We start from the raw sequence: 24,891 nt of genomic DNA, 5'->3' as shown, positions 1-24,891 counted from the left end.
CTCATGTATTTTTGGAATGGCGTCAGCTATAGTTTTGACGCTGAACTAATGCTATGCGCTTTAGGCCGGCTTGTGCTCAAGGGTTATCCCTGCAATGTCGGGCGATGCGTGGGATACTGCGCGCGCTGTTACTTTTCCACTTCAACTCCACCGTACATTCCCTATGAAACTCGTGTCTCTTGGCCAAAGCGATCTGCAGGTAACACCCGTCTGTCTGGGTACCATGACTTTTGGTGAACAGGTCAGCGAGGCAGACAGCCACGCCATCCTCAGCCGCTCGCTGGAGCGCGGCATCAACTTCATCGACACGGCCGAGATGTATTCCGTGCCGCCCAAGGCCGAGACCTTCCAGGTCACTGAAAAAATCTTCGGCAACTGGTTTGAGAAAAATCCCGGCGCGCGTGACAAGCTGGTGGTGGCGACGAAGGTGGCTGGCCCCTCACGCGGCATGCCGTGGATCCGCAACGGCAGCCCCGACCTGAGCGGCGCCGACATCATCGCCGCCTGCGAAGGCAGCCTCAAGCGCCTCAAGACCGATGTGATCGACCTCTACCAGTTGCACTGGCCCACGCGCAATGTGCCCATGTTCGGCAGCCTGTATTTCGACCCCACCAAGGACAACCCGGCCGTGGCCTCCATCCACGATCAGCTGCAGGCCCTGCAGACGCTGGTGCAGGCGGGCAAGGTGCGCGCCATCGGCCTGTCCAACGAAACGCCCTATGGCGTGCACGAGTTCGTGCGCGTGGCAGAGCAGTACAACCTGCCGCGTATTGCCACCGTGCAAAACGTCTACTGCCTGATCAGCCGCGCCTTGGAAAACGGGCTGGATGAAACCATGCACCGCCTGGGCGTGTCGCTGCTGGCCTATTCGCCCCTGGGCTTTGGCCTGCTCACCGGCAAGTACGACGTGTCGGGCACCACCGGCCCGGACGCACCGGCGCAGGCCCGCATTGCCAAATACGAGTCCATGCGCAAGCAGCGCTGGGGCCGCCCCGAATCGCTGGCTGCCGCGCGCCGCTACAACGCGCTGGCCAAGGAATACGGCCTGACTCCCACGCAAATGGCACTGGCCTTCTGCTACACCAAGTGGCAGGTGCGCAGCACCATCATTGGCGTGACCTCGGTGGCCCAGCTGGACGAAGACATCAACGCCTGGGGCACCACGCTGCCCGCAGAGTTGCTCCAAAAGATCGACGCCGTGCGTTGGGAAATCCGCGATCCGGCCAACTGATATGGCAAAACACGTATCCGAAACACCGGCCACCCAGCTGCTGAAGGCGAACAAGATCGCCTTCACCGAGCATCCGTACGAATACCTGGAGCACGGCGGCGCCCAGCACAGCGCCCAGGTGCTGGGCTTTGACCCGTTCACGGTGGTCAAGACGCTCATCATGCAGGACCAGGACGCCAAGCCCCTGGTGGTGCTGATGCACGGCAACCGCAAGGTCTCCACCAAGAACCTGGCGCGCCAGATCGGCGCCAAGTCGGTGGAGCCCTGCACGCCCGAAGTGGCCAACCGCAACAGCGGTTATCTGGTGGGCGGCACGTCGCCGTTTGGCACGCGCAAGTCCATGCCGGTGTACATCGAGGAAACAATTCTGGATTTGCCCAAAATCCTCATCAACGGCGGGCGGCGCGGCTACCTGGTGGGGCTGGACCCGCAGGTCTGCGTCCAATTGCTCTCCGCAAAAAAGGTACAGTGCGCGCTGGCCGAATGATTGGCGGCAGATAACAGGAGACGGTTTTGAATTCGATAGCAGTGGTGTACCCGGCCCTGGCCGCCGTGGCGGCTTACCTTGTGGGCTCTCTTTCCTTTGCGGTGATCGTCAGCCGGGTCATGGGCCTGAACGACCCGCGCACCTACGGCAGCAAGAACCCGGGTGCCACCAATGTGCTGCGCTCTGGCAGCAAGGCCGCGGCCATCGTCACGCTGTTGCTGGACGCGCTCAAGGGCTGGGTGCCGGTGGTGCTGGTCAAGTGGTTTGGCAAGCCCTATGGGCTGGAGGAGGGCACGCTGGCGCTGGTGGGGCTGGCAGCCTTCCTAGGCCACTTGTACCCCGTGTTCTTCCGCTTTGTAGGCGGAAAGGGTGTGGCCACCGCGCTGGGCGTGATCATGGGGGTCAGCGCCTGGCTGGGGCTGGCAGTGCTGCTGTCCTGGGTGATCATTGCCTACTTCTTCCGCTACTCGTCGCTGGCGTCCCTGGTGGCGTCGGTGTTTGCGCCGGTGTATTACCTGTTCGGTGACGGCGTGGCCTGGTACGAAGACAACTGGGTGCTGCTGTCCATGGCCGTGATGTCGGGCCTGTTGATCTGGCGCCATTCTGAGAACATCAACCGCCTGCTCAAAGGCACCGAATCCAAGCTGGGCAAAAAGGCCGCCTGAGGCGCCGTATGCGCGTTCAGGCTACGGCCTGCGCGCTCAGGCACAACACCTGGTAGTGGTTCAGCTGGGCACGCACACTGGAGGCCGCCAGGGCCGAGCGTATGCGTGGCAGTGCGCGTGCCGTGGCATGCAGGCGCGGGCTGCGCAGTAACTGGCCGTCGGCCGATCCCACAATGGCCACGTCCGGCATATTCGGTTGGGCACTGCGCCGCAAGACCACGCCTAGCTCGTCGCTGTCCATGCGCACAAAGGTTCCCGGCGGGCACAGCCCCACCACACGCATCAGGGCCTGGCCGATCTCGTCCGAGCGGTCTGCGCCATTGGCCATCACGGCGCGGGCCGATTCGGTCGCACTGCGGCCCGCACGGGATAGCCGCGGGCTGATCATGGCCGCATAGCGGTCCACCGTCTTGAGCACCCGGGTCAGGCGAATGACCGGGGCTACCGTGCGGAAGTCGCCCACCTCGGGCTGGTTATCGTGGTGGTTGCCCACCACCTCCAGCCAGTTTTCGTCCTGCACGCCCATGGAGCCCAGCATCATGGCCGACTTGACCGGGTGCAGGCGGATCATCTCCTGCTGCGCCGGGTTGGGGCGCTCGGTCTGGGTGGCCAGCACGTCCTGCATCTGGGTCATGGCCAGGTTCATGGTCAGTGCGGCCCGCACCAGGCTGTCGCGCTCCTTGGCTGGCAGCTGCAGCTCATGGGCAATCAAGTGGCACAGCACGGCACACACCAGGGCGTGCGATGCGCTATAGCCCACCGGCGAATTGCTGGCCAACTGGAACAGCAGGTACAGCCCGGCATCCTGGTCGCGTTGCAGCAGGCCTTGCATCCAGCGGTCGTACTGCAGCACGCGCTGGGTAAACTGCTGGCTGCTGTCCGGATGGCTCAGGATGATGGCCAGGCCGGACTCCAGGTCCGCCCACTCGGCCAGCAGATCCTCGTATTCGTTTTCGTCCTTGACTTGCATGGCGTCTGTGCCTGCCGCCTAGTAGCGCTTGTCCAGAACCATCTGGTCGTTGGTCCGTGTCATCTGGAAGTGGGTCAGAAAGCTGTTGCCCAGCAAGACGTAGGGCATGGAGCCCGGTGACACCAGACAGTCCACGTTGTACACCTGCACGTCGCCTACCTGCACCGAAGAAAGCTTGATGCTCCAGGCCGGTATCACGCCATTGGCGGTGCTGACACGGCCCATCTCTCCATCGCGGTATTTCAGCCCCATGCGGTCGGCATCCACCGTGCTCAGGCCCACCATGCTGGCGCCGGTATCCACCATGAAGGTGACGGTGTTGCCGTTGATCTGCCCCTGGGTCATGAAGTGCCCGCCGCTGCTGGCGGTCAGCACCACACGCGAGCCCGAAACGCCCGCCGCGCCGCCCACATTGGCAGGCGCATCGCCCACACGCAGGCTGATCTGCTTGCCGCCCATATTGACAACCGCCGTATCGCCCTTGATGGACAGCACCTTGACGCCCTTGTAGGTGTCGCCGCTGGCCACGCTCTTGGGCGGTGCGCTGTCGATGATCAGCAAGGCCTTGTCGCCCATCATGCCGGCCAGCCCTACCGTTTGCGCCACCACCTGCTGCATGCACAGCAGCAGGGCAGAGGCCAGCAGGGCGGGGGTTTTCATCAGTCGCGGAAGTTATTGAAGCTCAGCGGCATGTCCGGAACTTCTTTCTTGATCAGCGCCATGGCGGCCTGCAGGTCGTCACGCTTGGCGCCGGTGACGCGCACGGCATCGCCCTGGATGGCGGCCTGCACCTTCATCTTGCTGTCCTTGATGGCGCGCTGGATCTTCTTGGCCACTTCTGACTCGATGCCGTTGCGCACCTTGATGACCTGCTTGACCTTGTCGCCGCCTATCTTCTGCACATCGCCCTTGTCCAGAAAGCGCACGTCCACATTGCGCTTGGCCAGTTTGTTGCGCAGCACATCGTCGATCTGCTGGAGCTGGAAGTCGGCATCGCCAATCAGCGTGATTTCCTTGTCCTTGAGTTCGATGCTGGCAGAGGTGCCCTTGAAGTCAAAACGCGTGCCGATTTCCTTGGCGGTGTTGTCCACACCGTTCTTTACTTCGGTCAAATCGGGTTCGCATACGGTGTCAAAAGAAGGCATTTGGGTACTTAAAAATAGCGGTGAGACAATCCTGCCATGTTAGTCGAGAAAAATGTCCCCCTGCAGGCCTTCAACACCTTCCACATCGTTGCAAAGGCCCATTCCCTGATCCGTATCAGGTCCGAAGAAGACGTGCGCGCCGTGCTGGCCGACCCGGATCTGGCAGTCAGCCCGAAGTTTGTGCTGGGCGGGGGCAGCAACATCGTGCTCACCGGCGACGTCAAGCCGGTGGTGCTCAAGGTCGAGATTGCCGGCAAGCGCCTGCTGCAGGGAACTCCACGCCACTACATCGTGGAAGCCGGCGCCGGCGAGGGCTGGCACGACCTGGTGGCCTGGACCCTGGAGCAGGGCTATCCGGGCCTGGAAAACATGGCGCTTATCCCCGGCACGGTGGGCGCGGCCCCGGTGCAGAACATTGGCGCCTACGGGCTGGAGCTGCAGGACCGCTTTGATTCGCTGGACGCTATCGACCTGCAAACCGGTCAGGTGTTCACGCTCAATGCCGCGCAATGCGCCTTTGGCTACCGGGATTCCATCTTCAAGCACAGCAGCAATGCCGAGTTGCTCCAGGCCCTGGGCCTGAAAGACCGGGTGCTGATCCTGCGGGTGCGCTTTGCCATTCCCAAAGCCTGGAAGCCCGTGCTGGGCTATGCCGACCTGGAAAAAAAGATGGCCGAGCAGCACTGCGACCAGCCCACGGCGCGCCAGATCTTTGACTGGATCTGCGACATCCGCCGCGCCAAGCTGCCTGACCCGGCCGTCATCGGCAATGCCGGCAGCTTCTTCAAGAACCCCACCGTCACGCCCGAGCAGTGCGCCGACATCATCGCGCGCGACCCCAAGGTGGTGCATTACCTGCTGGCCGATGGCTCGGTCAAGCTGGCCGCGGGCTGGCTGATCGACTCCTGCGGCTGGCGCGGCAAGACCGTGGGCCATGCCGGCGTGTACGAGAAGCAGGCCCTGGTGCTGGTCAACCGCGGCACGGGCAATGACGGCGACGGCGCCACCGGCGGCGAGGTGATGACGCTGGCCAAAGCCATACAGACCAGCGTGTACGAACGCTTCGGTATCCAGCTCGAACCCGAGCCTGTGGTGATCTGACCCTAAGCCCATGTAAAAGAGTCGGTCACTGCAGAGGACTACAGTGCACCCATGAAAAACATTCTCATCCTGGGTGGAACCGGCTTTGTCGGTGCGCATGTCTGCGAAAAACTGGCCCGGGAGGAATGGGACATTACCGTCGCCACCCGGCGAGAGAACAACGCACGCAACGTCATGCATCTGCCCGGGCTCACCGTGCAGGAATGCGATATCCACGACGAAGCGGCCCTGACGCGTCTGGCCAAAGGGCATGACGCGGTAGTCAACCTGGTGGCCATCCTGCATGGCGACAAGCAGTCCTTCCAGCGCGTGCATGTGGATCTGCCCCGCAAGATCGCCGCGGCCTGTGCAGCGTCAGGCGTAACCCGCCTGGTGCATGTGAGCGCGTTGGGCGCCAACCCGCAGCAGCCCCAATCTGCCCCTTCGATGTACCTGCGCAGCAAGAGCGAAGGCGAGGCCGTGCTGCTGGCCCAATGCAGCGCCCTGGCCCTGACCATCCTGCGCCCCAGCGTGATCTTTGGCCATGGCGACAAGTTCCTCAACCTGTTTGCCGCCATGCAGCAGGTAGCGCCCTTTGTGCCCCTGGCCTGCGCCGATGCCCAATTCCAGCCGGTGTGGGTGGAAGACGTGGCCAATGCCGTGGTCAAGGCCCTGGAGCGCACCCACCCGGGCGCGCAAACCTATGAAGCCTGCGGCCCGGAAGTCTTCACCCTCAAGCAACTGGTGGAAATCTCCGCCAAGCTGGCCGGCATCAACCAGGGCAAAGGCCGCCCCGTGTTCTCCTTGCCCCACTGGGCCGCCAGCCTGCAGGCCCGCACCATGGAAATGCTGCCCGGCAACCCCCTGATGAGCCGCGACAACCTCGACTCCATGAAACTCCCCAGCGTGGCCACCCCCGGCGCGCCCGGCCTGTCCGCCCTGGGCATAGAACCCGCCGCCTTGCAGGCGGTTGCGGGCGACTACCTGGACGAGGGCTCACCCTGGCATTCCCTGCTGGGGGTGCGCAAGCGGGCGAATTGGAAGTAGCAGGCAGATGAAGGCATGAAGTGGAGGGTGTTGGCGCTGCGGCATGCAAAGCATGTCCCATGGCTGCTGCCGGCACTGTGGCTCCTGGCCTTCCTGGGCATTCGATTGGGATGGTGGCGCGTGGGGTCCAGCATGGTGCCATTGGTGATGCTGACCTGCGCCATCGGTCTGGCAGTACCCGTGTGGGCCACCTGGCAGCGTGAACGCTGGATTCGCGAAGCACCGCTGCCCCAGTTCCTCAAGCGCAAGCTACGGCAAACCTACCCCCACCTGAGCGGCAAAGACGCGGATTTGGTGGAGCGCGGCCTGCGCCAGTTCTTTCTGGCCTGCCACCGCAGCCGTCGCCAGTTTGTTGCCATGCCATCCAAGGTGGTCGATGTGCTGTGGCACGAGTTCATCCTGCACACGCAGGCCTACCAGCGCTGGTGCGACATTGCGCTGGGCCACTTCCTGCACCACACGCCCGCCGAAGTGCTGGGCCCGCGATCCGACCGCAACGACGGCCTGCGCCGTGCCTGGTTCTGGGCCTGCAAGGAAGAGTCCATCAACCCCCGCAAACCCAGCCGCCTGCCGCTGCTGTTTGCGCTGGATGCCAAATGCGGCATAGAGGGCGGCTTTCAGTACGTGCCCGATTGCAAGGACATAGGCCGCAAGAGCGACGCCAACGGAGACGGCTCGGGCAGCTATTGCGCGACGGACTTTTCGGACGGGTCCAGCAGTGGGGACAGCGATGGGTTTGGTGGTATGGATTCCTCTGACTCTTCCCACTCTTCAGGCGGCAGCGACGGGGAATCTGGGAGCGGCGGGGATGGGTGTGGCAGCGGGTGTGGTGGGGGTGGGGATTAGGCGCTACGGCTTTTACGACATCGCAATCCCTGGCGTTCTGCATGCCATACCATTTGGCCTAGAAAAGCCCTTCATCCGCCGAAAGCAGCTGCAAATGATCAGTTTGCTGAATCCCTGGTCAGGCACAGTTGCCGCCTTGACTTAGTTTTCGGGAGCGGTCAGAACCATGAGCATTTCTGCGATCACTGCGAAGCTCTCATCGCTTTCTGGTTGCTCAATGACGAGCGGTTGAAATCCGGGCATGGTCGAGTCCGGTTTCAGCGTGATGCGGGTATGCCGCCAATCACCGTCTGCCACTGCCGTTTTTTCGCTTGAATACAGCTTAATGGTGTAACGCCCCCCGGTTTCGGGATCTGCAATAGTGCGATGCTGCACAACCACAATTTTCCCCTCACGTGTTCCTGATGGGTTGGCTCGAAAAAGACACCAAGCACCATTGGGGATCCTACGGTTCATTGATTCACCGATAACCTGGGCTACGAATAGCCCTGGTTGGGGGTTCACCCAGTCTGGCAAAGCGACCCATTCATCCGCTTCATGCACAAGCGCTTGCAGGTCTGAAAAGTTTCCGGCCGCAATGCGTAGATCCAGCAATGGTGCAGCGGCCACTCCTGCGTTTAACTCCGACTTTGAAACACGCGGCAATGGCACGACATTTGCCACTTCAGTCCGTTGACTTGAGATGCCGTCTTGTATTTCGTTACCACTCGCACGCAATTTGCTACGGATGAATTCCCTAAGTTGTGGGTCAGTGCAGTAGACATAACAGCCTTTCATACCCCGAGTCATCAGAGTACGGTAAGTGTTTTTTACGATGGCGTCAGCGAACGCAAGCGCCTTTTCGCGTTCCGTTTTGAGTAGGCTTTTGAGTCCACGCACAGACTTGTCCGAAGAGGCACGCTTACTCGCTTGATAGATGATCATTGATCAAAGCTCGTTGTATTTCTTGCTTGAGCCACGGGCTTTGTCAACTGGATATTTGAGCGCGTTGGCTTTCACTTTCGCTTGTGCCGCTGCGATTGGATCGATGCCAAGAGCAGTTGAGAGTTGGATTAAATACAGAAGTACATCCGCAATTTCCGAACCTATGGCTTCGCGTTTCTCATCGGACACCTCTTGACTTTGGGCTTCAGTGAGCCATTGAAAATGCTCTAGCAATTCGCCAGCCTCCACCACCAATGCTGAAGCAAGGTTTTTGGGTGAATGAAAGGGTTGCCACTCGCGTTCTTTTGCAAACTTTTCGAGCTGTAGGGCTAGGTCGCGTAGCGAGTCAGTCATTAGGGAATTAATTTAGTTTCTGCGATTCAACCCCACTTTAACTTGAACACACTTTCATTCCCAAAAAGTATCGGCAGACTAGCCGTACTAGTAAGTCCAAAACAACAAAGCCCGCCAGGTTTTCACCTGGCGGGCTTTGTCTTTGGCATTTCAACGAGGGCTTACTTACCCAGCTTGAGGAAGTCATCCCCCTTACCCAACTCCAACAACCCTGCATTGGAGTAAATCCCCAGCTTGGCCCGCGTATCCGAGATATCCAGATTGCGCATGGTCAGTTGGCCGATGCGGTCCAGCGGGCTGAACGGCGCGTCTTCCACCTTTTCCATGGAGAGGCGCTCGGGCGCGTAGGTCAGGTTGGGAGATTCTGTATTCAAGAGCGAATAGTCGTTGCCGCGGCGCAGTTCCAGGGTGACGGTGCCGGTGATGGCGCGGGCGACCCAGCGTTGGGCGGTTTCGCGCAGCATGATGGCCTGGCTGTCGAACCAGCGGCCCTGGTACAGCAGGCGGCCGAGCTTGCGGCCGTTGTCGCGGTATTGCTCGATGGTGTCTTCGTTGTGGATGCCGGTGACCAGGCGTTCGTAGGCGATGAACAGCAGCGCCAGGCCGGGGGCTTCGTAGATGCCGCGGCTCTTGGCTTCGATGATGCGGTTCTCGATCTGGTCGCTCATGCCCAGGCCATGGCGGCCACCGATGCGGTTGGCTTCCAGGATCAGGCTGACCAGGTCGGGGTATTCCACGCCGTTCAGTGCCACGGGGCGGCCTTCTTCAAAGCGCACCGACACTTCTTCGGCCTTGACCACGCAGTCGTCGCGCCAGAAGGGCACGCCCATGATGGGGTTGACTATTCTGATGCCGCTGTTGAGGTTTTCCAGGTCCTTGGCTTCGTGGGTGGCGCCCAGCATGTTGCTGTCGGTGGAGTAGGCCTTCTCAGCCGACATCTTGTAGCCAAAGCCGTGCTGCGTCATGAAGGCAGACATTTCTGCGCGGCCGCCCAGCTCGTCGATGAAGGCCTGGTCCAGCCAGGGCTTGTAAATCTTGAGCGCGGGGTTGGTCAGCAGGCCGTAGCGGTAGAAGCGCTCGATGTCATTGCCCTTGAAGGTGGAGCCGTCGCCCCAGATATTGACGTCGTCCTGCTTCATGGCCGACACCAGCATGGTGCCGGTCACGGCGCGGCCCAGGGGCGTGGTGTTGAAGTAGGTCACACCGGCAGTGGTGATGTGGAAGGCGCCGGCTTGCAGTGCGGCAATGCCTTCGGCGGCCAGCTGCGGGCGGCAGTCCACCAGGCGGGCCTTCTCGGCGCCGTATTCCATGGCCTTGCGCGGGATTTCGTCGTAGTCGGCCTCGTCGGGCTGGCCCAGGTTGGCGGTGTAGGCGTAGGGCAGGGCACCCTTGAGCTTCATCCAGTGCAGGGCAGCGCTGGTGTCCAGGCCGCCGGAGAAGGCGATGCCGACCTTTTGGCCGACGGGGGTGTTTTGGAGGATGGTGTTGGACATGGTGTTGCTTTATGCGTAGCGGCAGATGTAGTGGTAGGCCTGGGCCACGCGGATCTCGAATTTGGAGTTGGCCGGCACGCTGAAGGTGTCACCTTCGGACTGGCTGACCCAGGTGTCGCTGCCGGCCAGCTTGTATTCGCAGCCGCCGGCCACGCATTCCATGGTTTCTGCAGCACCGGTGCCAAAGGTCAGGGTAGAGGCCAGCACCACGCCCACCGAAGCCTTGCTGCCGTCGGGCAGGGTGAAACTGTGGCTGATGCACTTGCCATCAAAGTACACATTGGCTTTGGTGGAGAGGGATACGGAGTCGATCTGGGTGGTGATGGTCATGGAAGAAGGCGCACTGATTGGGGGAAACCGCTGATTTTAAGGGAGTCGCTCTGCAAACAGCTCCGGCTTGAATCCCACGGTGACGGTGCCGTCGGCCCAAACCACCACCGGTCGCTTGATCACGCTGCTGTGGCTGGTCATCACCGCACTGGCAGATGCATCGTCCACCACCGAGGCCTGGATGGCCGCATCCAGCTTGCGCCAGGTAGGGCCGGCGCGGTTGATGAGCTTGTCACGCCCCACGGCCTTGAGCCAGCCGGGCAGCAGGTTGGCGGGAACGCCTTCCTTTTTGAAGTCATGAAAAACCGTCTCCACAGCCTGGTCGGCGAGCCAGGTGCGGGCTTTTTTGACGGTGTCGCAGTTGGGGATGCCGTAGAGGTGAATGGTTTTCATGGCCGTCATCATGCCAGCGCGGCGGCGGGTGGGCGACAATTCCGGGCTATGACTACTTCTTTCAGCACATTGCCCGAGTGGCTGGCCTATTGCGAACAGCTGCATCCCAAGAACATCGACATGGGCCTGGAGCGCGTGCGCACCGTGGCCGAGCGCATGCAGCTGCGCTTTGACTGCCCAGTCATCACCGTGGCCGGCACCAACGGCAAGGGCTCCACCTGCGCCATGCTGGAGTCCATCCTGCGTCAGGCGGGCTACAAGACTGGCGTCTACACCTCGCCCCATCTGGTGCACTTTGAAGAGCGCCTGCGCCTCAACGGCGAGCCGGTGGCTGCCGATGTGCTGGTGGCCGGCTTTGCGGCCGTGGAGCGGGCCCGCACCCAGGGCGAAGAGGTGTCGCTCACGTACTTTGAGTTCAGCACCCTGGCCATCTTTGATGTGATGCGCCAGTCCGGGCTGGACGCCATCGTGCTGGAGGTGGGCCTGGGCGGGCGGCTGGATGCGGTCAACATCATCGATACCGACTGCGCCATCATCACCAGCATCGATCTGGACCATATGGAGCTGTTGGGCAACGACCGCGAGGCCATTGGCTACGAGAAAGCCGGCATCATGCGCACCGACCGCCCGGTGGTGGTGAGTGACCCGGTGCCACCGCAAAGCGTGCTGGACCGCGCCCTGGAGGTGGGCGCCGACCTGTGGCGCGTGGGCCATGATTTCAACGTGACCGGCGACAAGCAGCAGTGGGCCTGGGCCGGCCGTGGCAGGCGCTACAGCGGGCTGGCTTATCCAGCCCTGCGCGGCGCCAACCAGCTGGTGAACGCCGCCGGCGTGCTGGCCGCGCTCACCGCCCTGCGCGAAAAGCTGCCGGTCACCGCGCAGGCCGTGCGCAACGGCCTGGCCTTTGTGGAGCTGACCGGGCGCTTCCAGATCATTCCGGGGCAGCCCACGCTGGTGCTGGACGTGGCCCACAACCCGCATTCAGTCTCGGCTCTGGCCGCCAATCTGGACGCCATGGGCTTTTTCCCGACCACACATGCCGTGTTTGGCGCCATGGCCGACAAGGACCTGGCGCCCATGCTGGCCAAGGTCGGCCCGATTCTGGACCGCTGGTACTTTACCGACTTGCCCACCGCCCGCGCCGCCACCGGTGCTGCGCTCAAGACCGCCTGGGAAGCCCAGAACACCCGCAAGGACGCCAGCGCCCAGGCTTTTGCCTCGCCAACCCTGGCACTGGAGGCCGCCATCGCCGCCGCAGACCCCGCTGATAGAATCGTCGTCTTCGGGTCCTTCTATACGGTAGGGGGCATTCTGCAGGCAGGTTTGCCCCGTCTGCAGGCCGCTCATCTGGCCCCATAAACACTAACTTCCGCGTACGCGCATCCATGGCATTTTTCAAACTACGCAAAGCCGGTGGGGAGCAGCCGGCTCCGCCGCCCGCTCCTGAAAGCGTGGACGCCATGCGCAAGCGGGCGCGTTACCGGCTGGCCGGTGCGGCGCTGCTGGTGCTGGCGGGCGTGATTGGGTTCCCCATCCTGTTTGACAACCAGCCGCGCCCGATTGCGGTGGATATTCCGATCGACATCCCTGACAAGACCAAGGTCAAGCCGTTGGCCGCCAGCGATTCCGCGCCGGTTGTGCAGCAGAGCCAGTCGTCCAGCCCGGCTGCATCCGAGCCGGCACCGGCACCCGCCGCGGCACCTGCTCCCGTGGCAGCTCCCGTAACAGCACCTTCCCCGGCACCGGCAGCTGCGCCTGCCAAGGATTCGAAAGACGCCAAGGCCCCGGCCAAGCCAGCGGAAAAGAGCAAGGCAGCCGACAAGGAAGAGGTCATCATCGCCCCGTCCAAGGCCGATGCCGCACGTGACAGCAAAGTGACAGCCAAGCCCGTTGAAAAATCGGCAGACAAGCCCGCAGATAAGGCGTCTGACAAATCGGCCACGGGGCGCTTTGTGGTGCAGTTTGGTGCGTTCACCGATTCGGCCCGTGCGCACGAGGCACGCCTCAAGGTGGAAAAGCTGGGTCTGAAGACCTATGCGCAGATTGCCGAGACGCCCGATGGCAAGAAGTTCCGTGTGCGGGTTGGCCCGTTTGAGAAGCGCAGCGACGCCGAGAAGGCCGCCGAGAAGATCCAGAAGGCCGGTCTGTCTGTTTCCATTCTGGGGCTCTAGCGGTGCTGGAGGTATTGCCGCTGCTGGACTGGGTCTGCATAGGTATTTTGTTGGCGTCCATGGTGGTGGGCGCCTGGCGCGGTCTGGTGGTGGAAGTGCTGTCGCTGGCCAGCTGGGCCGTGGCCTTTGTGCTGGCGCAGTGGTTTGCCCCCGATGTGGCGGCCAAGCTGCCCATGGCGGGTGCGGGTGAACAGGTGCGTTATGCCGCCGGCTTTGTACTGATTTTTGTGGCCACGCTGTTTGCGGGCGCGTTGCTGGGTTTTGTGCTGTCCAAGGTGCTGTCGGCCGTGGGCATGGGCGCCATCAACCGCTTGCTGGGCGCGCTGTTTGGTGTGCTGCGCGGCGTGGTGTTGATATTGGCCATCACGGTGGTGGTGGGCATGACGCCCTGGAAGTCGTCACGTGAGTGGCAGGCTTCGACGGGCGTGCGTTGGGCAACATCAACGTTGGGGCTGTTGAAGCCGGTGTTGCCGCAAGAGTTCGGAAAATATTTACCTACTACGTGAGCGAAAAAACATGTGTGGAATAGTCGGCGTTGTCAGCAACGCACCGGTGAACCAGTTGATTTATGACGCCTTGCTGCTGTTGCAGCACCGCGGCCAGGATGCAGCGGGGATCGTGACCCAGCAAGAGCGCAAGTTCTTCATGCACAAGGCCAAGGGCATGGTGCGCGACGTGTTCCGCACCCGCAACATGCGCTCGCTGCCCGGCAACTGCGGCCTGGGCCAGGTGCGTTACCCCACCGCGGGCAATGCCTTCAGCGAAGAAGAGGCGCAGCCTTTTTATGTGAACGCACCTTTCGGTATCGTGCTGGTGCACAACGGCAACCTGACCAACGCGCACGCGCTCAAGAGCGAGCTGTTCAAGACCGACCACCGCCACATCAACACCGAGAGTGACTCCGAAGTGCTGCTCAACGTGCTGGCGCACGAAGTGGAGCGCACCACCCGCGGTGCCGATCTGCAACCGCAAGACCTGTTTGATGCCGTGCGCAAGGTGCACAAGCGCGTGAAGGGTTCATACGCCGTGATCGCCCTGATTGCCGGCCACGGTGTGCTGGCCTTCCGCGACCCGTTTGGCATCCGTCCGCTGTGCCTGGGACGCAATGACGAAGGCAATGTGGTGGTGGCCAGTGAGTCGGTGGCGCTGGAAGGCACAGGCCATGTGTTCGACCGCAACGTCAACCCCGGCGAGGCCGTGTTCATCGACCTGCAAGGCAAGGTGCATGCACAGCAGTGCGCCGAGTCTCCGGTGCTGAGCCCGTGTATTTTTGAATTTGTGTATCTGGCCCGACCCGACTCGGTGATGGATGGCATCTCGGTCTACCAGGCGCGCTTGAACCTGGGTGAGACATTGGCCAAGCGCGTGGTCTCCACTGTGCCGCCGAATGAGATCGATGTGGTCATTCCCATCCCCGAATCCAGCCGCCCCAGCGCTGCGCAACTCGCGCAACTGCTGGGCTTGCCGTACCGCGAAGGGTTTGTGAAAAACCGTTACGTCGGTCGCACCTTCATCATGCCGGGGCAGGCGGTGCGCAAGAAGTCGGTGCGCCAGAAGCTCAACGTGATTGCCAGCGAATTCAAGGGCCGCAACGTGCTGCTGGTGGATGACTCCATCGTGCGTGGTACCACTAGCCGCGAAATCGTGCAGATGGCGCGTGACGCCGGAGCCCGCAAGGTTTACATGGCCAGTGCCGCGCCACCGGTGCGCTACCCCAATGTGTACGGCATTGACATGCCCACCAGCAGTGAGCTGGTGGCCCATGGCCGCACGGTGGAAGAGATTCGCCAGATCATTGGCTGCGATGCGCTGATCTACCAGGATGTGGACGCCATGAAGCGTGCCGTCGGCTCACTGAACAAGAACCTGGCAGGCTTTGATGCATCCTGTTTTGACGGTGTGTACGTCACCGGTGACATCACCGATGCCGACATCAGCCGCCTGAACTCCAACCGCGTGGGCGGCGATGAAAACCAGGAAGACACTTCGCGCCTGGCCTTGCCCAACCACGAAGACTGAAAGCCGTTGGAAGCCATGAACGACAAGCAAACACCCAAAGACCTGCACCGCGATACCCGCGCCGTGCGCGAGGCCGTGGAGCGCAGCCAGTACGGCGAGAACTCCGAAGCCCTGTACCTGACCAGCGGCTATGTGCAACCCTCTGCCGAAGCGGCGGCCCTGCGCTTTGCTGGAGAGGAAGAGGGCTTCACCTACGGCCGCTACGGTAACCCCACGGTCGCCAGTTTCGAAAAACGCCTGGCTGCCATGGAAGGTGCCGAGGCCTGCATGTCCACTGCGTCCGGCATGTCGGCCATCCTGATGATGTGCATGGGCCTGCTCAAGGCCGGTGACCATGTGGTGTGCTCGCAATCCATGTTCGGCTCCACCATCAAGCTGATTGGTTCGGACCTGGCCAAGTTTGGCGTGGAATCCACCTTTGTGCCGCAGACCGATGTGGCCGCGTGGCGTGCTGCCGTCAAGCCCAACACCAAGCTGCTGTTTGCCGAAACGCCCACCAACCCGCTGACCGAGGTGTGCGACATCCGTGCATTGGCCGATATTGCCCACCATGCCGGCGCACTGCTGGCCGTGGACAACTGCTTTGCCACGCCGGCGCTGCAGCGCCCCATGGCGATGGGTGCCGACATCGTCATGCATTCCGGCACCAAATATCTGGACGGCCAAGGCCGTGTGATGGCCGGTGCGCTGTGCGCCAGCCAGGAAATGGTGACCAAGAATTTCCTGCCGGTGCTCAAGAGCGCGGGCATGACCTTGGCTCCGTTCAACGCCTGGGTCGTGCTCAAGGGCATGGAGACGCTGGATATCCGCATGAAAGCGCAATCCACCAACGCCATGGCGCTGGGCCGTTGGTTGGAGCAACATGCCGGTGTGCAGCGCGTGTTCTACCCAGGCCTGCCCAGCCATCCGCAGCATGCGCTGGCCATGCAGCAGCAGTCCGGTTGCGGTGGCGCAGTGCTGTCGTTTGAAGTGAAGGCGGCAGATCCCGAACAAGGTCGCGCACGCGCCTTCCACGTGCTCGACAGCATGCAATTACTCTCGCTGTCCACCAACCTGGGCGACACCAAGACACTGGTGGCGCACCCGGCCAGCACTTCGCATGGCCGCCTCACCGAGGCACAACGCCAGGCCGCTGGCGTAACCCAGGGCCTGATCCGCGTGGCGGTCGGGCTCGAACACATTGATGACATCACCGCCGATCTGGCGCGTGGTCTGGACACTTTCTGACATGACCAAAACCCGTACCCGCTTCGCCCCGTCTCCCACGGGCTTCATCCATCTGGGCAACATCCGTTCGGCACTGTACCCCTGGGCGTTTGCCCGCTCCACCGGCGGCGACTTCATCCTGCGCATTGAAGACACCGATGTGGAGCGTTCCACCCAGGCTGCGGTGGACGTGATCCTCGAAGGCATGGCCTGGCTGGGCCTGACGCATGACGAAGGCCCGTTCTACCAGATGCAGCGCATGGACCGCTACAAGGAAGTGCTCAAGCAGATGCAGGACCAAGGCTTGGTCTACCCTTGCTACATGTCGGTGGAAGAACTGGATGCCTTGCGTGAACGCCAGATGGCCGCAAAGCAAAAGCCCCGTTACGACGGCACCTGGCGCCCCGAGCCTGGCAAGACCCTGCCGCCGATCCCTGAAGGCGTGAAGCCGGTGCTGCGTTTCAAGAACCCGCAAGGCGGCGTCGTGGCCTGGGACGACAAGGTCAAGGGTCATGTGGAGTTCAGCAACGACGAGCTCGACGATCTGGTGATCGCGCGCCCGGACGGCACACCCACTTACAACTTCTGCGTGGTGGTGGACGATATCGACATGGACATCACCCACGTCATCCGCGGCGATGACCACGTCAACAACACACCGCGCCAGATCAACATCTTCCGTGCACTGGGCAAAGAGCCGCCGGTGTACGCCCATCTGCCCACCGTGCTCAATGAGCAAGGCGAGAAGATGAGCAAGCGCAACGGCGCCAAGCCGGTGACGCAATACGCAGCGGAAGGCTATCTACCTGATGCCATGGTGAACTATCTGGCCCGTTTGGGCTGGAGCCACGGCGATGACGAAATCTTTACCCGTGCGCAGTTCCTGGAATGGTTCAACCTGGACCACCTGGGCCGCAGCGCTGCGCAGTTCGATGAAGCCAAGCTGCGCTGGGTGAATGCCCAGCATCTCAAGGCCATGAGTGGCGAGGCGCTGGCACCCTTGGTGGCAGAGCAGTTGACCAAGCGCGGCATTGCAAGCGATGCGCGTCTGCCGCGTCTGTGCGATCTGCTCAAGGACCGTTGCGACACCACGGTGGCACTGGCCGATTGGGTGGCTCGCTTCTATACCGATGTGAAGCCCGAAGCCGACATGCTGGCGCAACACGTGACGGATGCCATCAAGCCGGCCCTGCATCTGCTGGCTACCAAGCTGGCAACGTGTGCGTGGGACAAGGCTTCCATTGCCGCAGCCATCAAGGAAGTGCTGGCCGAGTCGTCCCTCAAGATGCCGCAACTGGCCATGCCGGTGCGCGTGCTGGTGGTGGGTACACCGCAGACGCCATCCCTTGATGCAGTGCTTGAATTGCTCGATCGAGAAAAAGTAATTGAAAGACTTGGCTAGAGGTCAATTTTCACGCTATAATTTGAGGCTCGGAAATTGAGAATGTTCTAAAAAGCAATCTCAGGGAACCTAAGGGTTTTGGGGGTATAGCTCAGCTGGGAGAGCGCTTGCATGGCATGCAAGAGGTCAGCGGTTCGATCCCGCTTACCTCCACCAAAATTTTCGAGAAAACGGATACGTCCACAGGTTTTGACCCCATCGTCTAGAGGCCTAGGACATCACCCTTTCACGGTGAGTACCGGGGTTCGAATCCCCGTGGGGTCGCCAGGTTTTGCAGCAATGCATAGCAAGGCGCAAGTTGAAGACGGTCTTTCGCAAGAAGGGCCCTTGGCTCGAAAGAGCGAAAGTTTTCACTACCAGGAGTGGTAGTTCAGTTGGTTAGAATACCGGCCTGTCACGCCGGGGGTCGCGGGTTCGAGTCCCGTCCACTCCGCCAGTAAAGTGAAAAAAGTCCTTGTAAACCAAGGACTTTTTTTTGACATAAAAATCAAACTATCAAAACAACTATCAATTCATCGAACGCTAGCCGCTCATGGATTGGCAGGGGATGTCACTCACATTGCGGCATACGTGGCATGCAAGACCAAGCTTTTGTACCACGTACCTGCAATGTTGCGCCAATTGGCGATCACCCGTTACAAAGTAATCGCAGTAGCCCAGTGCCACCAATGCGTGCTGCAGATCGGCTGCATCAGCAGGTTCCGGTTTGAAAGAGTCACGAACACGCAATTTCGACATTGCATCTTCAACAGCCAGCGCAGGAGAGACTGACAAGAGCTTGTTGCGGTTTGCCATGAGGTAGTCGAGCTGAAGTCTGTCTGCACCTGCCGGCAGCGATAGGGCCAAATACTCCCGGTCAACAATGCTATCAAGCAACGCTTCAGCACCATCGCGATAAGCACGACGACCGATCAATATCGCCTCGGGTGTTTGCTTTGCAGAACTGTCGATAGTCTTCAAGAATTCCGGGTGGGCGCGCAGCAATGCAACTGAAGTCGTAAAAGTTTCGTCTGGCCTACCGCCTTCGCCATAGGTGCCCCACATCGCAGCAACTGTCTGGTTCAATGCTGAAAAGCTCCGATTGCGTACCGGGCCCACGTTGTCGAAGATGGGTTGCAAGAATCGATCAACCTCTTGTCTCTTTACCTTCGTGGAATCGCTGAGCCACAACGGGTTCAAGGTTTCGACGAACGCACAGCACTGGTCAATATGCTGCTGATTGTTGGAACGGGCCAGCTCATACATGTTCCAGGCAGACAGCACAAAACGATGACCAACCGCCTGCAGCTCGGTTACATACTGACGAACTTCAAGTGCATTGGCGGCTAAGGGGATGCCTGCAATGTTGGCGATCACGTTGTGATCCAGATAAATTGTGGACACTCGAACCCCTTGCGAAACGCACACACATACATACTTTACCTGCCGCTCCGCAGGGAAGCTTCAAATAGGTATACGCTTGTTTTGCGCATTCATTCTCATTAAAAAGATGTCAGCTCTATAGCCCTACGCACCGTGATCTGATCTCAATTCACTCCCCACCTTTAACCCACCCGGCCATTCAACGCCTAGTTGGATGGCCTGGGCTTTATGCCATTCAATTGAAATAGCACGCCAGCGACGTGGACATTCACGGTCACCAACGACGGTGTTGTCTCTTCGATTGGTTGACCTCGGCACGCAACACGTAGCGCTGATGCTGCTTTTTCGAGTGCTGAACCACTGGAATGTAGATTCGTACGAATTTTGAACTACATTCCACAATGGGCTTGCCACGCCCAACGACGTCCTGCTAGAATTCCTGCGCAGGTCGTTGACCTGCACCAGTTTAAGAAACTGGACCTTCTGAGCAATATTTGTGCTCGAGCTACCGGAATGCGCAAAGCTTCCGCTCGGTTTGGTTAGATATCAAACCGAATTTCGCGACCTATTGGTCAACTACGCAGACACGGATTTTTCCGATTGTCGACACGCTGCGCAATTGCGCCGGCCACTGACTTTAGATCAGTTGCCCAATGCTACGGGCTTTTTAGCCCACCCACTACTAATCGCGCGCTGCATTGTTGCGCTGCCATTTGGCGTTTTCGGAGTGATTTCTGAATCATTCTGAGCCGTCTTGGCCGCAACATTTTCCAGCGCATTCTCAATTTGTGTATTTGAAAGAATTGGTATGGAAATGAACGAAACAAACTTTACCTACGCCGACGGCGCGTTTGAGATTTTGAGAGGTCGAACAGTGACATCCGAAGAGCCGCGAACCAATCCCAGTGACCGCGGCTCCTTACTGACATTGAAGGCAGTTCAACCGTCGATTGTTGTTCGGAGATTTATCAAAAAAGATGAGGTCTGTGAACGCACGGGTATGTCGACTTCGGCGCTTTATGATCGATTGAACCCCAAAAGCAAAAGGTTCGATCCAGAATTTCCTAGACAAGTGCAAATTGGAGCTTCAACCGCTGCAAACAGATCTGCTGTGCGGTGGTGTGCAGAGGAATTGGACGCATGGATGCGCCTCCAAATTGCAAAGCGCGATGCTGAATTAGTTCGTCAGGACCGGTGTGTCCACTCGAAACAGATATTCGAAGACGCTTCAAAGAACGACCCAGCACGCAAGATTGGCCGCAATCAAAGTAGCAATGAACAGCATCGCGATGGATTCGCTGCTGGGAGCGCATCATGAGAGACTGGAGCCATCGAAAATTCACGCCTGTTGCGCCATTCCCAGGCTTGCTTGGGCAAATGGCAATGGATTTAAGCGCCAGTGGCCTCGATATGGCAATTATTCGGGCTCAAGTCATTGGATTCGTATCACTGCTCACACAAGGGTGTGCTGACGTACGATGGCCTAATGGGCAGCGAACAAAAATTGGGACAAACGTAATCTTGTTAGCGCCCTCTGGAAGTGGCAAATCGGTCGTTTTCGATCCACTGATGGAGCCAATCACGCAATTTCTAAATGAGCAAGTAAGCGGCGTAACGCAGCCTGCATTCCTTCTCGAAGATGCCACGCGTGCGGCCATTATCGAGGCTCTCTTGGAATGGCCAGTCGCCGGTTTGTTCACGGATGAGGCTGGGCAGTTGGATGCTCTCATGAGCACTTCGGCTTCCACGCTTGCCAAGTTGCTCGACGGCTCGCCTTTTCAACATGCACGTGTTGGCAAAGGCCGAGCAGCGTTGTGCGAACACCGCTTCTGCATGCTTTTGATGGAACAGCCAGCTATATTTGAACGCACAAAAGAGCGAATCGGAGCAAGAAACGGCGGGGTCGGGCTGATCAATAGGTTCATTTTGGAGTATGCGAAATCCCACCCCATTAGCGCAGCTTTGCACAATGGAGGTCTCTCCGACTCAAGTAAGCGTGAGTACGCCAACAGGGCATTTCAACTCCTTGGGGTATCCGTACAAAACGTCATGCACAAGTCTGGAAGGCCTGTACTTTGGCTGTCATCAAATGCGACGTCATATCTCATTGATCAGGGTGATGAAGTGCGTAGGAGGTTGGAATTCGACTCGCGCGCTGCAGAGCTTGCCGAGTACTTTAACCGTCACTCTGAGCGTGTTCTCAAACTGGCAGGTGCCATGCACGTTTTCGAGTACGGAGTCGACTCGGAAATTGATTTGGCGACGCTTCATGCGGCAGACGACGTGTGCAGAAGAGCAATGGAAACTTTTGCGGAATTGACTTATGTGCGACCCAAACTTTCCCAAGCTGAAATTGATGCCGCGACCGTGAATCAAGCACTGCAACGTTTGGTTACATTGTCTGGTCGCTTGCACTTTCCAATGTCGGATGTTCGTCGATTAATTGCGAACTTTGGACTCACAAAACATCGATTTGATCGAGCAGTGCCGGTACTTGCAAGTCAAGGAGTAGTCAGCGTGATTCTCCATGGGCGTGTCGATTGGCTTCAGATACACAGCCCGTACCAGCAACTCTTAAATCGGGCTTGAAATCGCTTTGCGCCACCTTCAGAAGTTCTCACGGGCTTCTGAAGGGTTTTTTGCTATTGAGTACATCTCGGATCGTTCATGCATATCGCAAAGGAATACATCAGTTTTCCATAACTATTCGCTTGAAGTTGTGGGGAAAAAGATGTATTTGTCTATAAATAATCGATTTTATTTATATTGGTTTGTTAGTATTATATATACAAATACCACTTACTAGCTATTCGATAGTATTTATACAGACAAATTCCAAAGGTATGTGAGAGATGGTAACGAGATTGATTATAGCATTCATGTAAGACTGTATTTTCATATTAATTCATCATGTCTATACCAGAAACAAAATACATCCTCACTGCTGAGGATGGAAGAAGAGTGCTGCTCGGTAATCAGCTAGAAGGTATTCGTTGTTGTCTCAGCTTTATGCGTCTGACGTTGTACGGAGACGATCTGTGTTTCAAAACACAGACAGGATCAAAACCAAAGAGATTTCCGCAACTATCGCCATTGGGAGAACATGCACAGTCCCTCAGAAACTATGCGAAGGTATTTTCGCGTTGTTATGTCTTTCATCCTCTGATCAAGTTCTTCTTTGAAGAGTACCGCTCCCACTTGATTAGCCAAGTAGACCCTGGCCACAAACCAAGTGACTGCCTCGATAGCGGTCAAGTGGTCAGTGATATCTTCGATGACTTTGTTTTGCAGATGCGCAAGGACGCATTGGAGATTGGTCTCAAGAAAAAAGTGAATGATTGGGACAGCAAGACAAAGAAAAATAGGATACGTCTGAAGAAGTTTGAGACCAAACTCTTCGCTCGATGTGGTCGTGTGTGTGCGATCAGACTAGATCTGCATCTCAAGGACGATATGTTCGCTCCCAGCGCTATAGATCAGTTCATTCTGCAGGCGGGTGAAGATAGGGCGCAGGACTGGGAGTGGTACACCACTGGCAGAGACATCGATAACCCAGAACCATTGCAGGGTGCTGTGCCGTTTGAGGACATCCAGAGAGCACGGGAGCGTCTGTTTACGAACAGGAAGGGCAAGACCAGCCTGTTCAAAGATCTGGTGGGATACGTCTGGCGCATCGAGTGTGCGCCAAAGGCGGGCTATCACCTGCACGCTGCGCTGTTCTTTAAGGGCTCCGAGGTGGAGAGCGACGTGTATCTGGCGAACGAAATCGGCAAGTATTGGAACGTGGCCATTACCAATGGACAGGGTTACTTTCAAAACGTCAACAAGGCTTGGGATAAAAATTCGCCCCATTATGGGATTGGCATGGTCGAGCACTACGACAGTGTCAAGAGAGCCAATTTGCGTGACAAAGTACTCGCCTATTTTGCGAAGGACACGCAAGTGGTACAGGTATTGCCCTACCCCGGCTGCAAGCTCTTCGGATCGGGGTTTGCGTACCGTGATCGCTCCAAGGGGCGTGGCAGGCCGCGCACCAGGGGTGTATTTTCATCCAATCAACCACAGCAACCAGTCCTGTAATTCACATCCGTAATTGTCCTTTTCCTTCTGTGACAAGGACTTAGGCGTGATGGCGATTTTCATGAGGGGCAGTGGTTTGGTTACAGCTAGATCACTGCTTCACACGTGCCTGCACAAATTTAGAGGGTCTTATGTCAATCAAAAACAATTCCGTGGCCGGTAGTGATACCGGTCTAAAGCTGGGATGCCTGATGTTGGCAGTCTTGGCGAGTTCGATCTCGGTGGCCATTTCCGTGGCCGCAGGATGGCAAAGGGGAGCAACTAACAATGAGCGTCTACTGATGGCATCTGTAGGTTTCATGGCTGTATTGGGTGCACATTTTCTTCCGGCATTTTGTCGTTATGTTCCCACTTTGATGCGAGTCATTGGGGTCATGATTTGGCTGATTTGCTGCACTTTTGTGAGCTACGGACACGCGAGCTTTTTCCTACTGGCTCAGGATCAAGCTGGTGCCCAACGTGCTGCCACACTTATCCCGGCGCAACTGATTCCATTGGCTATACCTAAGCGAACGCTCTCCACAGTCCTGGCGGACGAGGCCAAAGTGAAAGGCTTGCAGGCAGCGGATTTACGATACCGATGCACCGATGATTGTTCGGCGTGGAATGCCCGTCAATCAGTCGCAAGGACTCGCATGGCGGCGCTGGAGGCGGAAGCAGACGAGATTCAGAGGTGGCAACTTGCGCAGGACAAAGTACAAATACGGCGTGACGAGTTGCGTGACGACGCAGTCACGACTCCACTAGCGGCCAGTCTTCACGTGACGAACAAGGCGGCAAACACGGTCATGGGTGGTGTGTTCTCCCTCATTTTGGAAGGCCTTGGCTGCTTTTGTTGGTACTTGGTATTCCTGAGCAGTGGCGCAATAGCTGTGACTCAGGCAGTCACGCCAGGAGTCACGGACAGTAATGCACATGATCCGGTCATTACTGACCGTGACGCTGGTCAGCAATCTGAGCAGGATGAGTTGCTTGAAGATCTCTGGAGTGAATACGTCGCCGGGCGCATCAAATGCACGGTTGATTCCATCCGGAAACATCTGAAGTGCGGGCAAAAGAGGGCCGCAATAGTCCGACATCTTCTCAGTGAAAAAATCACTGAGATGGCATCTGTGCATGCATCCACGTAATTGTGGGAATAGCTCCTACGGTAAGCTGACGTATGACGGTATGGAATTGCAATATTGGCTAACAGATCTCTAAACTGTCATTCGAGAGCAGATAAGTAAGCGACCAGCGAAGACACCTTGTTGACTGGCGCCCGACCTTGCAACATTGTGTCCACATCAATGATCGTGAACACAATGCTCAAAGACTCAGGTACCCCGAGGTATGCGGTGCGACGTATCAAGCGCACATACGCTGCCGACACTAAGGCTGAATTGCTGGCTGCTTGCAATCCACCAGGCGCTTCCATTGCGGCGGCGGCCAGTGCACATGGCATGAACGCCAACGTGTTGCACCTGCGGCTTAAAGATTCATCCCAATCCAGGGCCAATTGGCAACGGTGCCAGCACTGGCGCCACTACGATGAATGAAGCTCGTCAGAGTTTGCCGTCATTAATTGCGTTGCCCCTTCTCATTAAGCGGATCGAGCCAGTGGAGCGTGAGATCAAGGTGGAGGTTCGCAAAGGAGGTCTGGTCATGACCGTTACCCGGCCAATGGTGGTTGCACGGGAACCAGCA

The 24,891-nt window shown here is 58.7% G+C and carries 25 protein-coding genes and 3 tRNA genes; 19 read left to right on the top strand and 9 right to left on the bottom strand.

Going from position 1 to position 24,891, the window contains the following annotated elements:
* The first annotated feature begins 163 nt into the window (after window positions 1–163).
* From AAGF34_RS25060 to plsY, 3 genes are read left to right on the top strand one after another with little or no spacing between them, the layout of a single operon-like run.
* On the top strand, window positions 164–1,231 hold the full coding sequence (locus AAGF34_RS25060) for an aldo/keto reductase (protein ID WP_342618432.1): 1,068 nt from the start codon (window positions 164–166) through the stop codon (window positions 1,229–1,231).
* 1 nt (window position 1,232) lies between these two features.
* Window positions 1,233–1,718, top strand: coding sequence for a Cys-tRNA(Pro) deacylase (gene ybaK, locus AAGF34_RS25055; RefSeq protein WP_342618431.1), 486 nt, complete (start codon window positions 1,233–1,235; stop codon window positions 1,716–1,718).
* A 35-nt stretch (window positions 1,719–1,753) separates the two neighbouring features.
* A complete protein-coding gene (gene plsY, locus AAGF34_RS25050; RefSeq protein ID WP_342621178.1) occupies window positions 1,754–2,383 on the top strand; it encodes a glycerol-3-phosphate 1-O-acyltransferase PlsY in 630 nt (209 codons plus the stop codon).
* Between the two features lie 16 nt (window positions 2,384–2,399).
* Here the strand turns inward: plsY and AAGF34_RS25045 are convergent, their stop codons facing one another.
* The 3 genes from AAGF34_RS25045 to AAGF34_RS25035 are packed head-to-tail and all read right to left on the bottom strand — an operon-like array spanning window position 2,400 to window position 4,498.
* Window positions 2,400–3,353, bottom strand: coding sequence for an HD domain-containing phosphohydrolase (locus AAGF34_RS25045; protein ID WP_342618430.1), 954 nt, complete (start codon window positions 3,351–3,353; stop codon window positions 2,400–2,402).
* A gap of 18 nt (window positions 3,354–3,371) precedes the next feature.
* The gene (locus tag AAGF34_RS25040) at window positions 3,372–4,013 is read right to left on the bottom strand and encodes a TIGR02281 family clan AA aspartic protease (RefSeq protein ID WP_342618429.1); all 642 of its coding nucleotides are present in this window, start codon (window positions 4,011–4,013) and stop codon (window positions 3,372–3,374) included.
* Complete coding sequence (locus tag AAGF34_RS25035) at window positions 4,013–4,498, bottom strand: YajQ family cyclic di-GMP-binding protein (RefSeq protein ID WP_342618428.1); 486 nt, start codon at window positions 4,496–4,498, stop codon at window positions 4,013–4,015. The genes AAGF34_RS25040 and AAGF34_RS25035 overlap by 1 nt, the downstream gene beginning before the upstream one ends.
* A 36-nt stretch (window positions 4,499–4,534) precedes the next feature.
* On the opposite strand from AAGF34_RS25035, the gene murB reads away from it, so the two are divergent.
* From murB to AAGF34_RS25020, 3 genes are read left to right on the top strand one after another with little or no spacing between them, the layout of a single operon-like run.
* Window positions 4,535–5,599 (top strand): UDP-N-acetylmuramate dehydrogenase, encoded by a 1,065-nt coding sequence (gene murB / locus AAGF34_RS25030; protein WP_342618427.1) that lies wholly within the window; start codon window positions 4,535–4,537, stop codon window positions 5,597–5,599.
* Between the two features lie 51 nt (window positions 5,600–5,650).
* Window positions 5,651–6,625 (top strand): complex I NDUFA9 subunit family protein, encoded by a 975-nt coding sequence (locus AAGF34_RS25025; protein WP_342618426.1) that lies wholly within the window; start codon window positions 5,651–5,653, stop codon window positions 6,623–6,625.
* Window positions 6,626–6,640: 15 nt separating this feature from the next.
* The gene (locus tag AAGF34_RS25020; RefSeq protein ID WP_342618425.1) at window positions 6,641–7,471 is read left to right on the top strand and encodes a hypothetical protein; all 831 of its coding nucleotides are present in this window, start codon (window positions 6,641–6,643) and stop codon (window positions 7,469–7,471) included.
* A gap of 141 nt (window positions 7,472–7,612) precedes the next feature.
* Here AAGF34_RS25020 and AAGF34_RS25015 read toward each other — a convergent pair whose 3' ends face one another.
* The 5 genes from AAGF34_RS25015 to AAGF34_RS24995 all read right to left on the bottom strand — a co-directional run bounded on the left by AAGF34_RS25015 (window position 7,613) and on the right by AAGF34_RS24995 (window position 10,974).
* Window positions 7,613–8,395: a DNA/RNA helicase domain-containing protein gene (locus AAGF34_RS25015; protein ID WP_342618424.1), complete on the bottom strand. Its 783-nt coding sequence runs from the start codon at window positions 8,393–8,395 to the stop codon at window positions 7,613–7,615.
* 3 nt (window positions 8,396–8,398) lie between these two features.
* On the bottom strand, window positions 8,399–8,749 hold the full coding sequence (locus AAGF34_RS25010) for a nucleotide pyrophosphohydrolase (protein WP_342618423.1): 351 nt from the start codon (window positions 8,747–8,749) through the stop codon (window positions 8,399–8,401).
* Between the two features lie 161 nt (window positions 8,750–8,910).
* A complete protein-coding gene (gene argG, locus AAGF34_RS25005) occupies window positions 8,911–10,242 on the bottom strand; it encodes an argininosuccinate synthase (protein WP_342618422.1) in 1,332 nt (443 codons plus the stop codon).
* Between the two features lie 9 nt (window positions 10,243–10,251).
* Complete coding sequence (locus AAGF34_RS25000; RefSeq protein ID WP_342618421.1) at window positions 10,252–10,572, bottom strand: pyrimidine/purine nucleoside phosphorylase; 321 nt, start codon at window positions 10,570–10,572, stop codon at window positions 10,252–10,254.
* A gap of 36 nt (window positions 10,573–10,608) precedes the next feature.
* Window positions 10,609–10,974, bottom strand: coding sequence for an arsenate reductase (locus AAGF34_RS24995; protein ID WP_342621177.1), 366 nt, complete (start codon window positions 10,972–10,974; stop codon window positions 10,609–10,611).
* 39 nt (window positions 10,975–11,013) lie between these two features.
* Here AAGF34_RS24995 and folC point away from each other — a divergent pair, with 39 nt between their 5' ends.
* From folC to AAGF34_RS24950, 9 genes are all read left to right on the top strand, one after another.
* Entirely contained in the window at window positions 11,014–12,324 is a 1,311-nt protein-coding gene (folC, locus tag AAGF34_RS24990) for a bifunctional tetrahydrofolate synthase/dihydrofolate synthase (protein WP_342618420.1), read from the top strand.
* Window positions 12,325–12,350: 26 nt separating this feature from the next.
* A complete protein-coding gene (locus AAGF34_RS24985) occupies window positions 12,351–13,136 on the top strand; it encodes an SPOR domain-containing protein (protein ID WP_342618419.1) in 786 nt (261 codons plus the stop codon).
* Between the two features lie 2 nt (window positions 13,137–13,138).
* Window positions 13,139–13,642: a CvpA family protein gene (locus tag AAGF34_RS24980; protein WP_342618418.1), complete on the top strand. Its 504-nt coding sequence runs from the start codon at window positions 13,139–13,141 to the stop codon at window positions 13,640–13,642.
* 10 nt (window positions 13,643–13,652) lie between these two features.
* Window positions 13,653–15,155: an amidophosphoribosyltransferase gene (gene purF, locus AAGF34_RS24975; protein WP_342618417.1), complete on the top strand. Its 1,503-nt coding sequence runs from the start codon at window positions 13,653–13,655 to the stop codon at window positions 15,153–15,155.
* Window positions 15,156–15,170: 15 nt separating this feature from the next.
* Window positions 15,171–16,382 (top strand): O-succinylhomoserine sulfhydrylase, encoded by a 1,212-nt coding sequence (locus AAGF34_RS24970; protein ID WP_342618416.1) that lies wholly within the window; start codon window positions 15,171–15,173, stop codon window positions 16,380–16,382.
* Window position 16,383: 1 nt separating this feature from the next.
* Window positions 16,384–17,763, top strand: coding sequence for a glutamate--tRNA ligase (gene gltX / locus AAGF34_RS24965; protein ID WP_342618415.1), 1,380 nt, complete (start codon window positions 16,384–16,386; stop codon window positions 17,761–17,763).
* 80 nt (window positions 17,764–17,843) lie between these two features.
* Window positions 17,844–17,919, top strand: a tRNA-Ala gene (locus tag AAGF34_RS24960).
* Window positions 17,920–17,954: 35 nt separating this feature from the next.
* Window positions 17,955–18,030 (top strand) — tRNA-Glu (locus AAGF34_RS24955).
* A gap of 92 nt (window positions 18,031–18,122) precedes the next feature.
* A tRNA-Asp gene (locus AAGF34_RS24950) sits at window positions 18,123–18,199 on the top strand.
* An 86-nt stretch (window positions 18,200–18,285) separates the two neighbouring features.
* Here AAGF34_RS24950 and AAGF34_RS24945 read toward each other — a convergent pair.
* Window positions 18,286–19,119 (bottom strand): hypothetical protein, encoded by an 834-nt coding sequence (locus AAGF34_RS24945; protein ID WP_342618414.1) that lies wholly within the window; start codon window positions 19,117–19,119, stop codon window positions 18,286–18,288.
* 760 nt (window positions 19,120–19,879) lie between these two features.
* Between AAGF34_RS24945 and AAGF34_RS24940 the strand changes: the two genes are divergently transcribed.
* The 4 genes from AAGF34_RS24940 (at window position 19,880) to AAGF34_RS24925 (ending at window position 24,335) form a co-directional block, all read left to right on the top strand.
* Entirely contained in the window at window positions 19,880–20,443 is a 564-nt protein-coding gene (locus tag AAGF34_RS24940) for an AlpA family phage regulatory protein (RefSeq protein WP_342618413.1), read from the top strand.
* Window positions 20,440–21,714 carry a DUF3987 domain-containing protein gene (locus AAGF34_RS24935; protein WP_342618412.1) on the top strand — a complete coding sequence of 425 codons (1,275 nt, stop codon included), beginning with the start codon at window positions 20,440–20,442 and terminating at the stop codon, window positions 21,712–21,714. The genes AAGF34_RS24940 and AAGF34_RS24935 overlap by 4 nt, the downstream gene beginning before the upstream one ends.
* Window positions 21,715–22,035: 321 nt before the next feature.
* The gene (locus AAGF34_RS24930; protein WP_342618411.1) at window positions 22,036–23,205 is read left to right on the top strand and encodes an inovirus-type Gp2 protein; all 1,170 of its coding nucleotides are present in this window, start codon (window positions 22,036–22,038) and stop codon (window positions 23,203–23,205) included.
* Window positions 23,206–23,336: 131 nt separating this feature from the next.
* Complete coding sequence (locus AAGF34_RS24925) at window positions 23,337–24,335, top strand: hypothetical protein (protein ID WP_342618410.1); 999 nt, start codon at window positions 23,337–23,339, stop codon at window positions 24,333–24,335.
* The last annotated feature ends 556 nt before the right edge of the window (window positions 24,336–24,891 follow it).

The sequence above is a fragment of the Rhodoferax sp. GW822-FHT02A01 genome (assembly GCF_038784515.1).
In the GTDB taxonomy this organism is placed as follows: Bacteria; Pseudomonadota; Gammaproteobacteria; order Burkholderiales; family Burkholderiaceae_C; genus Allorhodoferax.
This window is presented reverse-complemented; position numbering and strand designations above follow the sequence as displayed.

Bases quoted from the DNA above. Each gene is read 5' to 3' on its own strand.
- AAGF34_RS25060 (WP_342618432.1), top strand. From the start codon at position 164: ATGAAACTCGTGTCTCTTGGCCAAAGCGATCTGCAGGTAACACCCGTC.
- ybaK (WP_342618431.1), top strand. From the start codon at position 1,233: ATGGCAAAACACGTATCCGAAACACCGGCCACCCAGCTGCTGAAGGCG.
- AAGF34_RS25045 (WP_342618430.1), bottom strand. From the start codon at position 3,353: ATGCAAGTCAAGGACGAAAACGAATACGAGGATCTGCTGGCCGAGTGG.
- AAGF34_RS25040 (WP_342618429.1), bottom strand. From the start codon at position 4,013: ATGAAAACCCCCGCCCTGCTGGCCTCTGCCCTGCTGCTGTGCATGCAG.
- AAGF34_RS25035 (WP_342618428.1), bottom strand. From the start codon at position 4,498: ATGCCTTCTTTTGACACCGTATGCGAACCCGATTTGACCGAAGTAAAG.
- murB (WP_342618427.1), top strand. From the start codon at position 4,535: ATGTTAGTCGAGAAAAATGTCCCCCTGCAGGCCTTCAACACCTTCCAC.
- AAGF34_RS25025 (WP_342618426.1), top strand. From the start codon at position 5,651: ATGAAAAACATTCTCATCCTGGGTGGAACCGGCTTTGTCGGTGCGCAT.
- AAGF34_RS25020 (WP_342618425.1), top strand. From the start codon at position 6,641: ATGAAGTGGAGGGTGTTGGCGCTGCGGCATGCAAAGCATGTCCCATGG.
- AAGF34_RS25015 (WP_342618424.1), bottom strand. From the start codon at position 8,395: ATGATCATCTATCAAGCGAGTAAGCGTGCCTCTTCGGACAAGTCTGTG.
- AAGF34_RS25010 (WP_342618423.1), bottom strand. From the start codon at position 8,749: ATGACTGACTCGCTACGCGACCTAGCCCTACAGCTCGAAAAGTTTGCA.
- argG (WP_342618422.1), bottom strand. From the start codon at position 10,242: ATGTCCAACACCATCCTCCAAAACACCCCCGTCGGCCAAAAGGTCGGC.
- AAGF34_RS25000 (WP_342618421.1), bottom strand. From the start codon at position 10,572: ATGACCATCACCACCCAGATCGACTCCGTATCCCTCTCCACCAAAGCC.
- AAGF34_RS24995 (WP_342621177.1), bottom strand. From the start codon at position 10,974: ATGACGGCCATGAAAACCATTCACCTCTACGGCATCCCCAACTGCGAC.
- folC (WP_342618420.1), top strand. From the start codon at position 11,014: ATGACTACTTCTTTCAGCACATTGCCCGAGTGGCTGGCCTATTGCGAA.
- AAGF34_RS24985 (WP_342618419.1), top strand. From the start codon at position 12,351: ATGGCATTTTTCAAACTACGCAAAGCCGGTGGGGAGCAGCCGGCTCCG.
- purF (WP_342618417.1), top strand. From the start codon at position 13,653: ATGTGTGGAATAGTCGGCGTTGTCAGCAACGCACCGGTGAACCAGTTG.
- AAGF34_RS24970 (WP_342618416.1), top strand. From the start codon at position 15,171: ATGAACGACAAGCAAACACCCAAAGACCTGCACCGCGATACCCGCGCC.
- gltX (WP_342618415.1), top strand. From the start codon at position 16,384: ATGACCAAAACCCGTACCCGCTTCGCCCCGTCTCCCACGGGCTTCATC.
- AAGF34_RS24935 (WP_342618412.1), top strand. From the start codon at position 20,440: ATGAGAGACTGGAGCCATCGAAAATTCACGCCTGTTGCGCCATTCCCA.
- AAGF34_RS24930 (WP_342618411.1), top strand. From the start codon at position 22,036: ATGTCTATACCAGAAACAAAATACATCCTCACTGCTGAGGATGGAAGA.
- AAGF34_RS24925 (WP_342618410.1), top strand. From the start codon at position 23,337: ATGTCAATCAAAAACAATTCCGTGGCCGGTAGTGATACCGGTCTAAAG.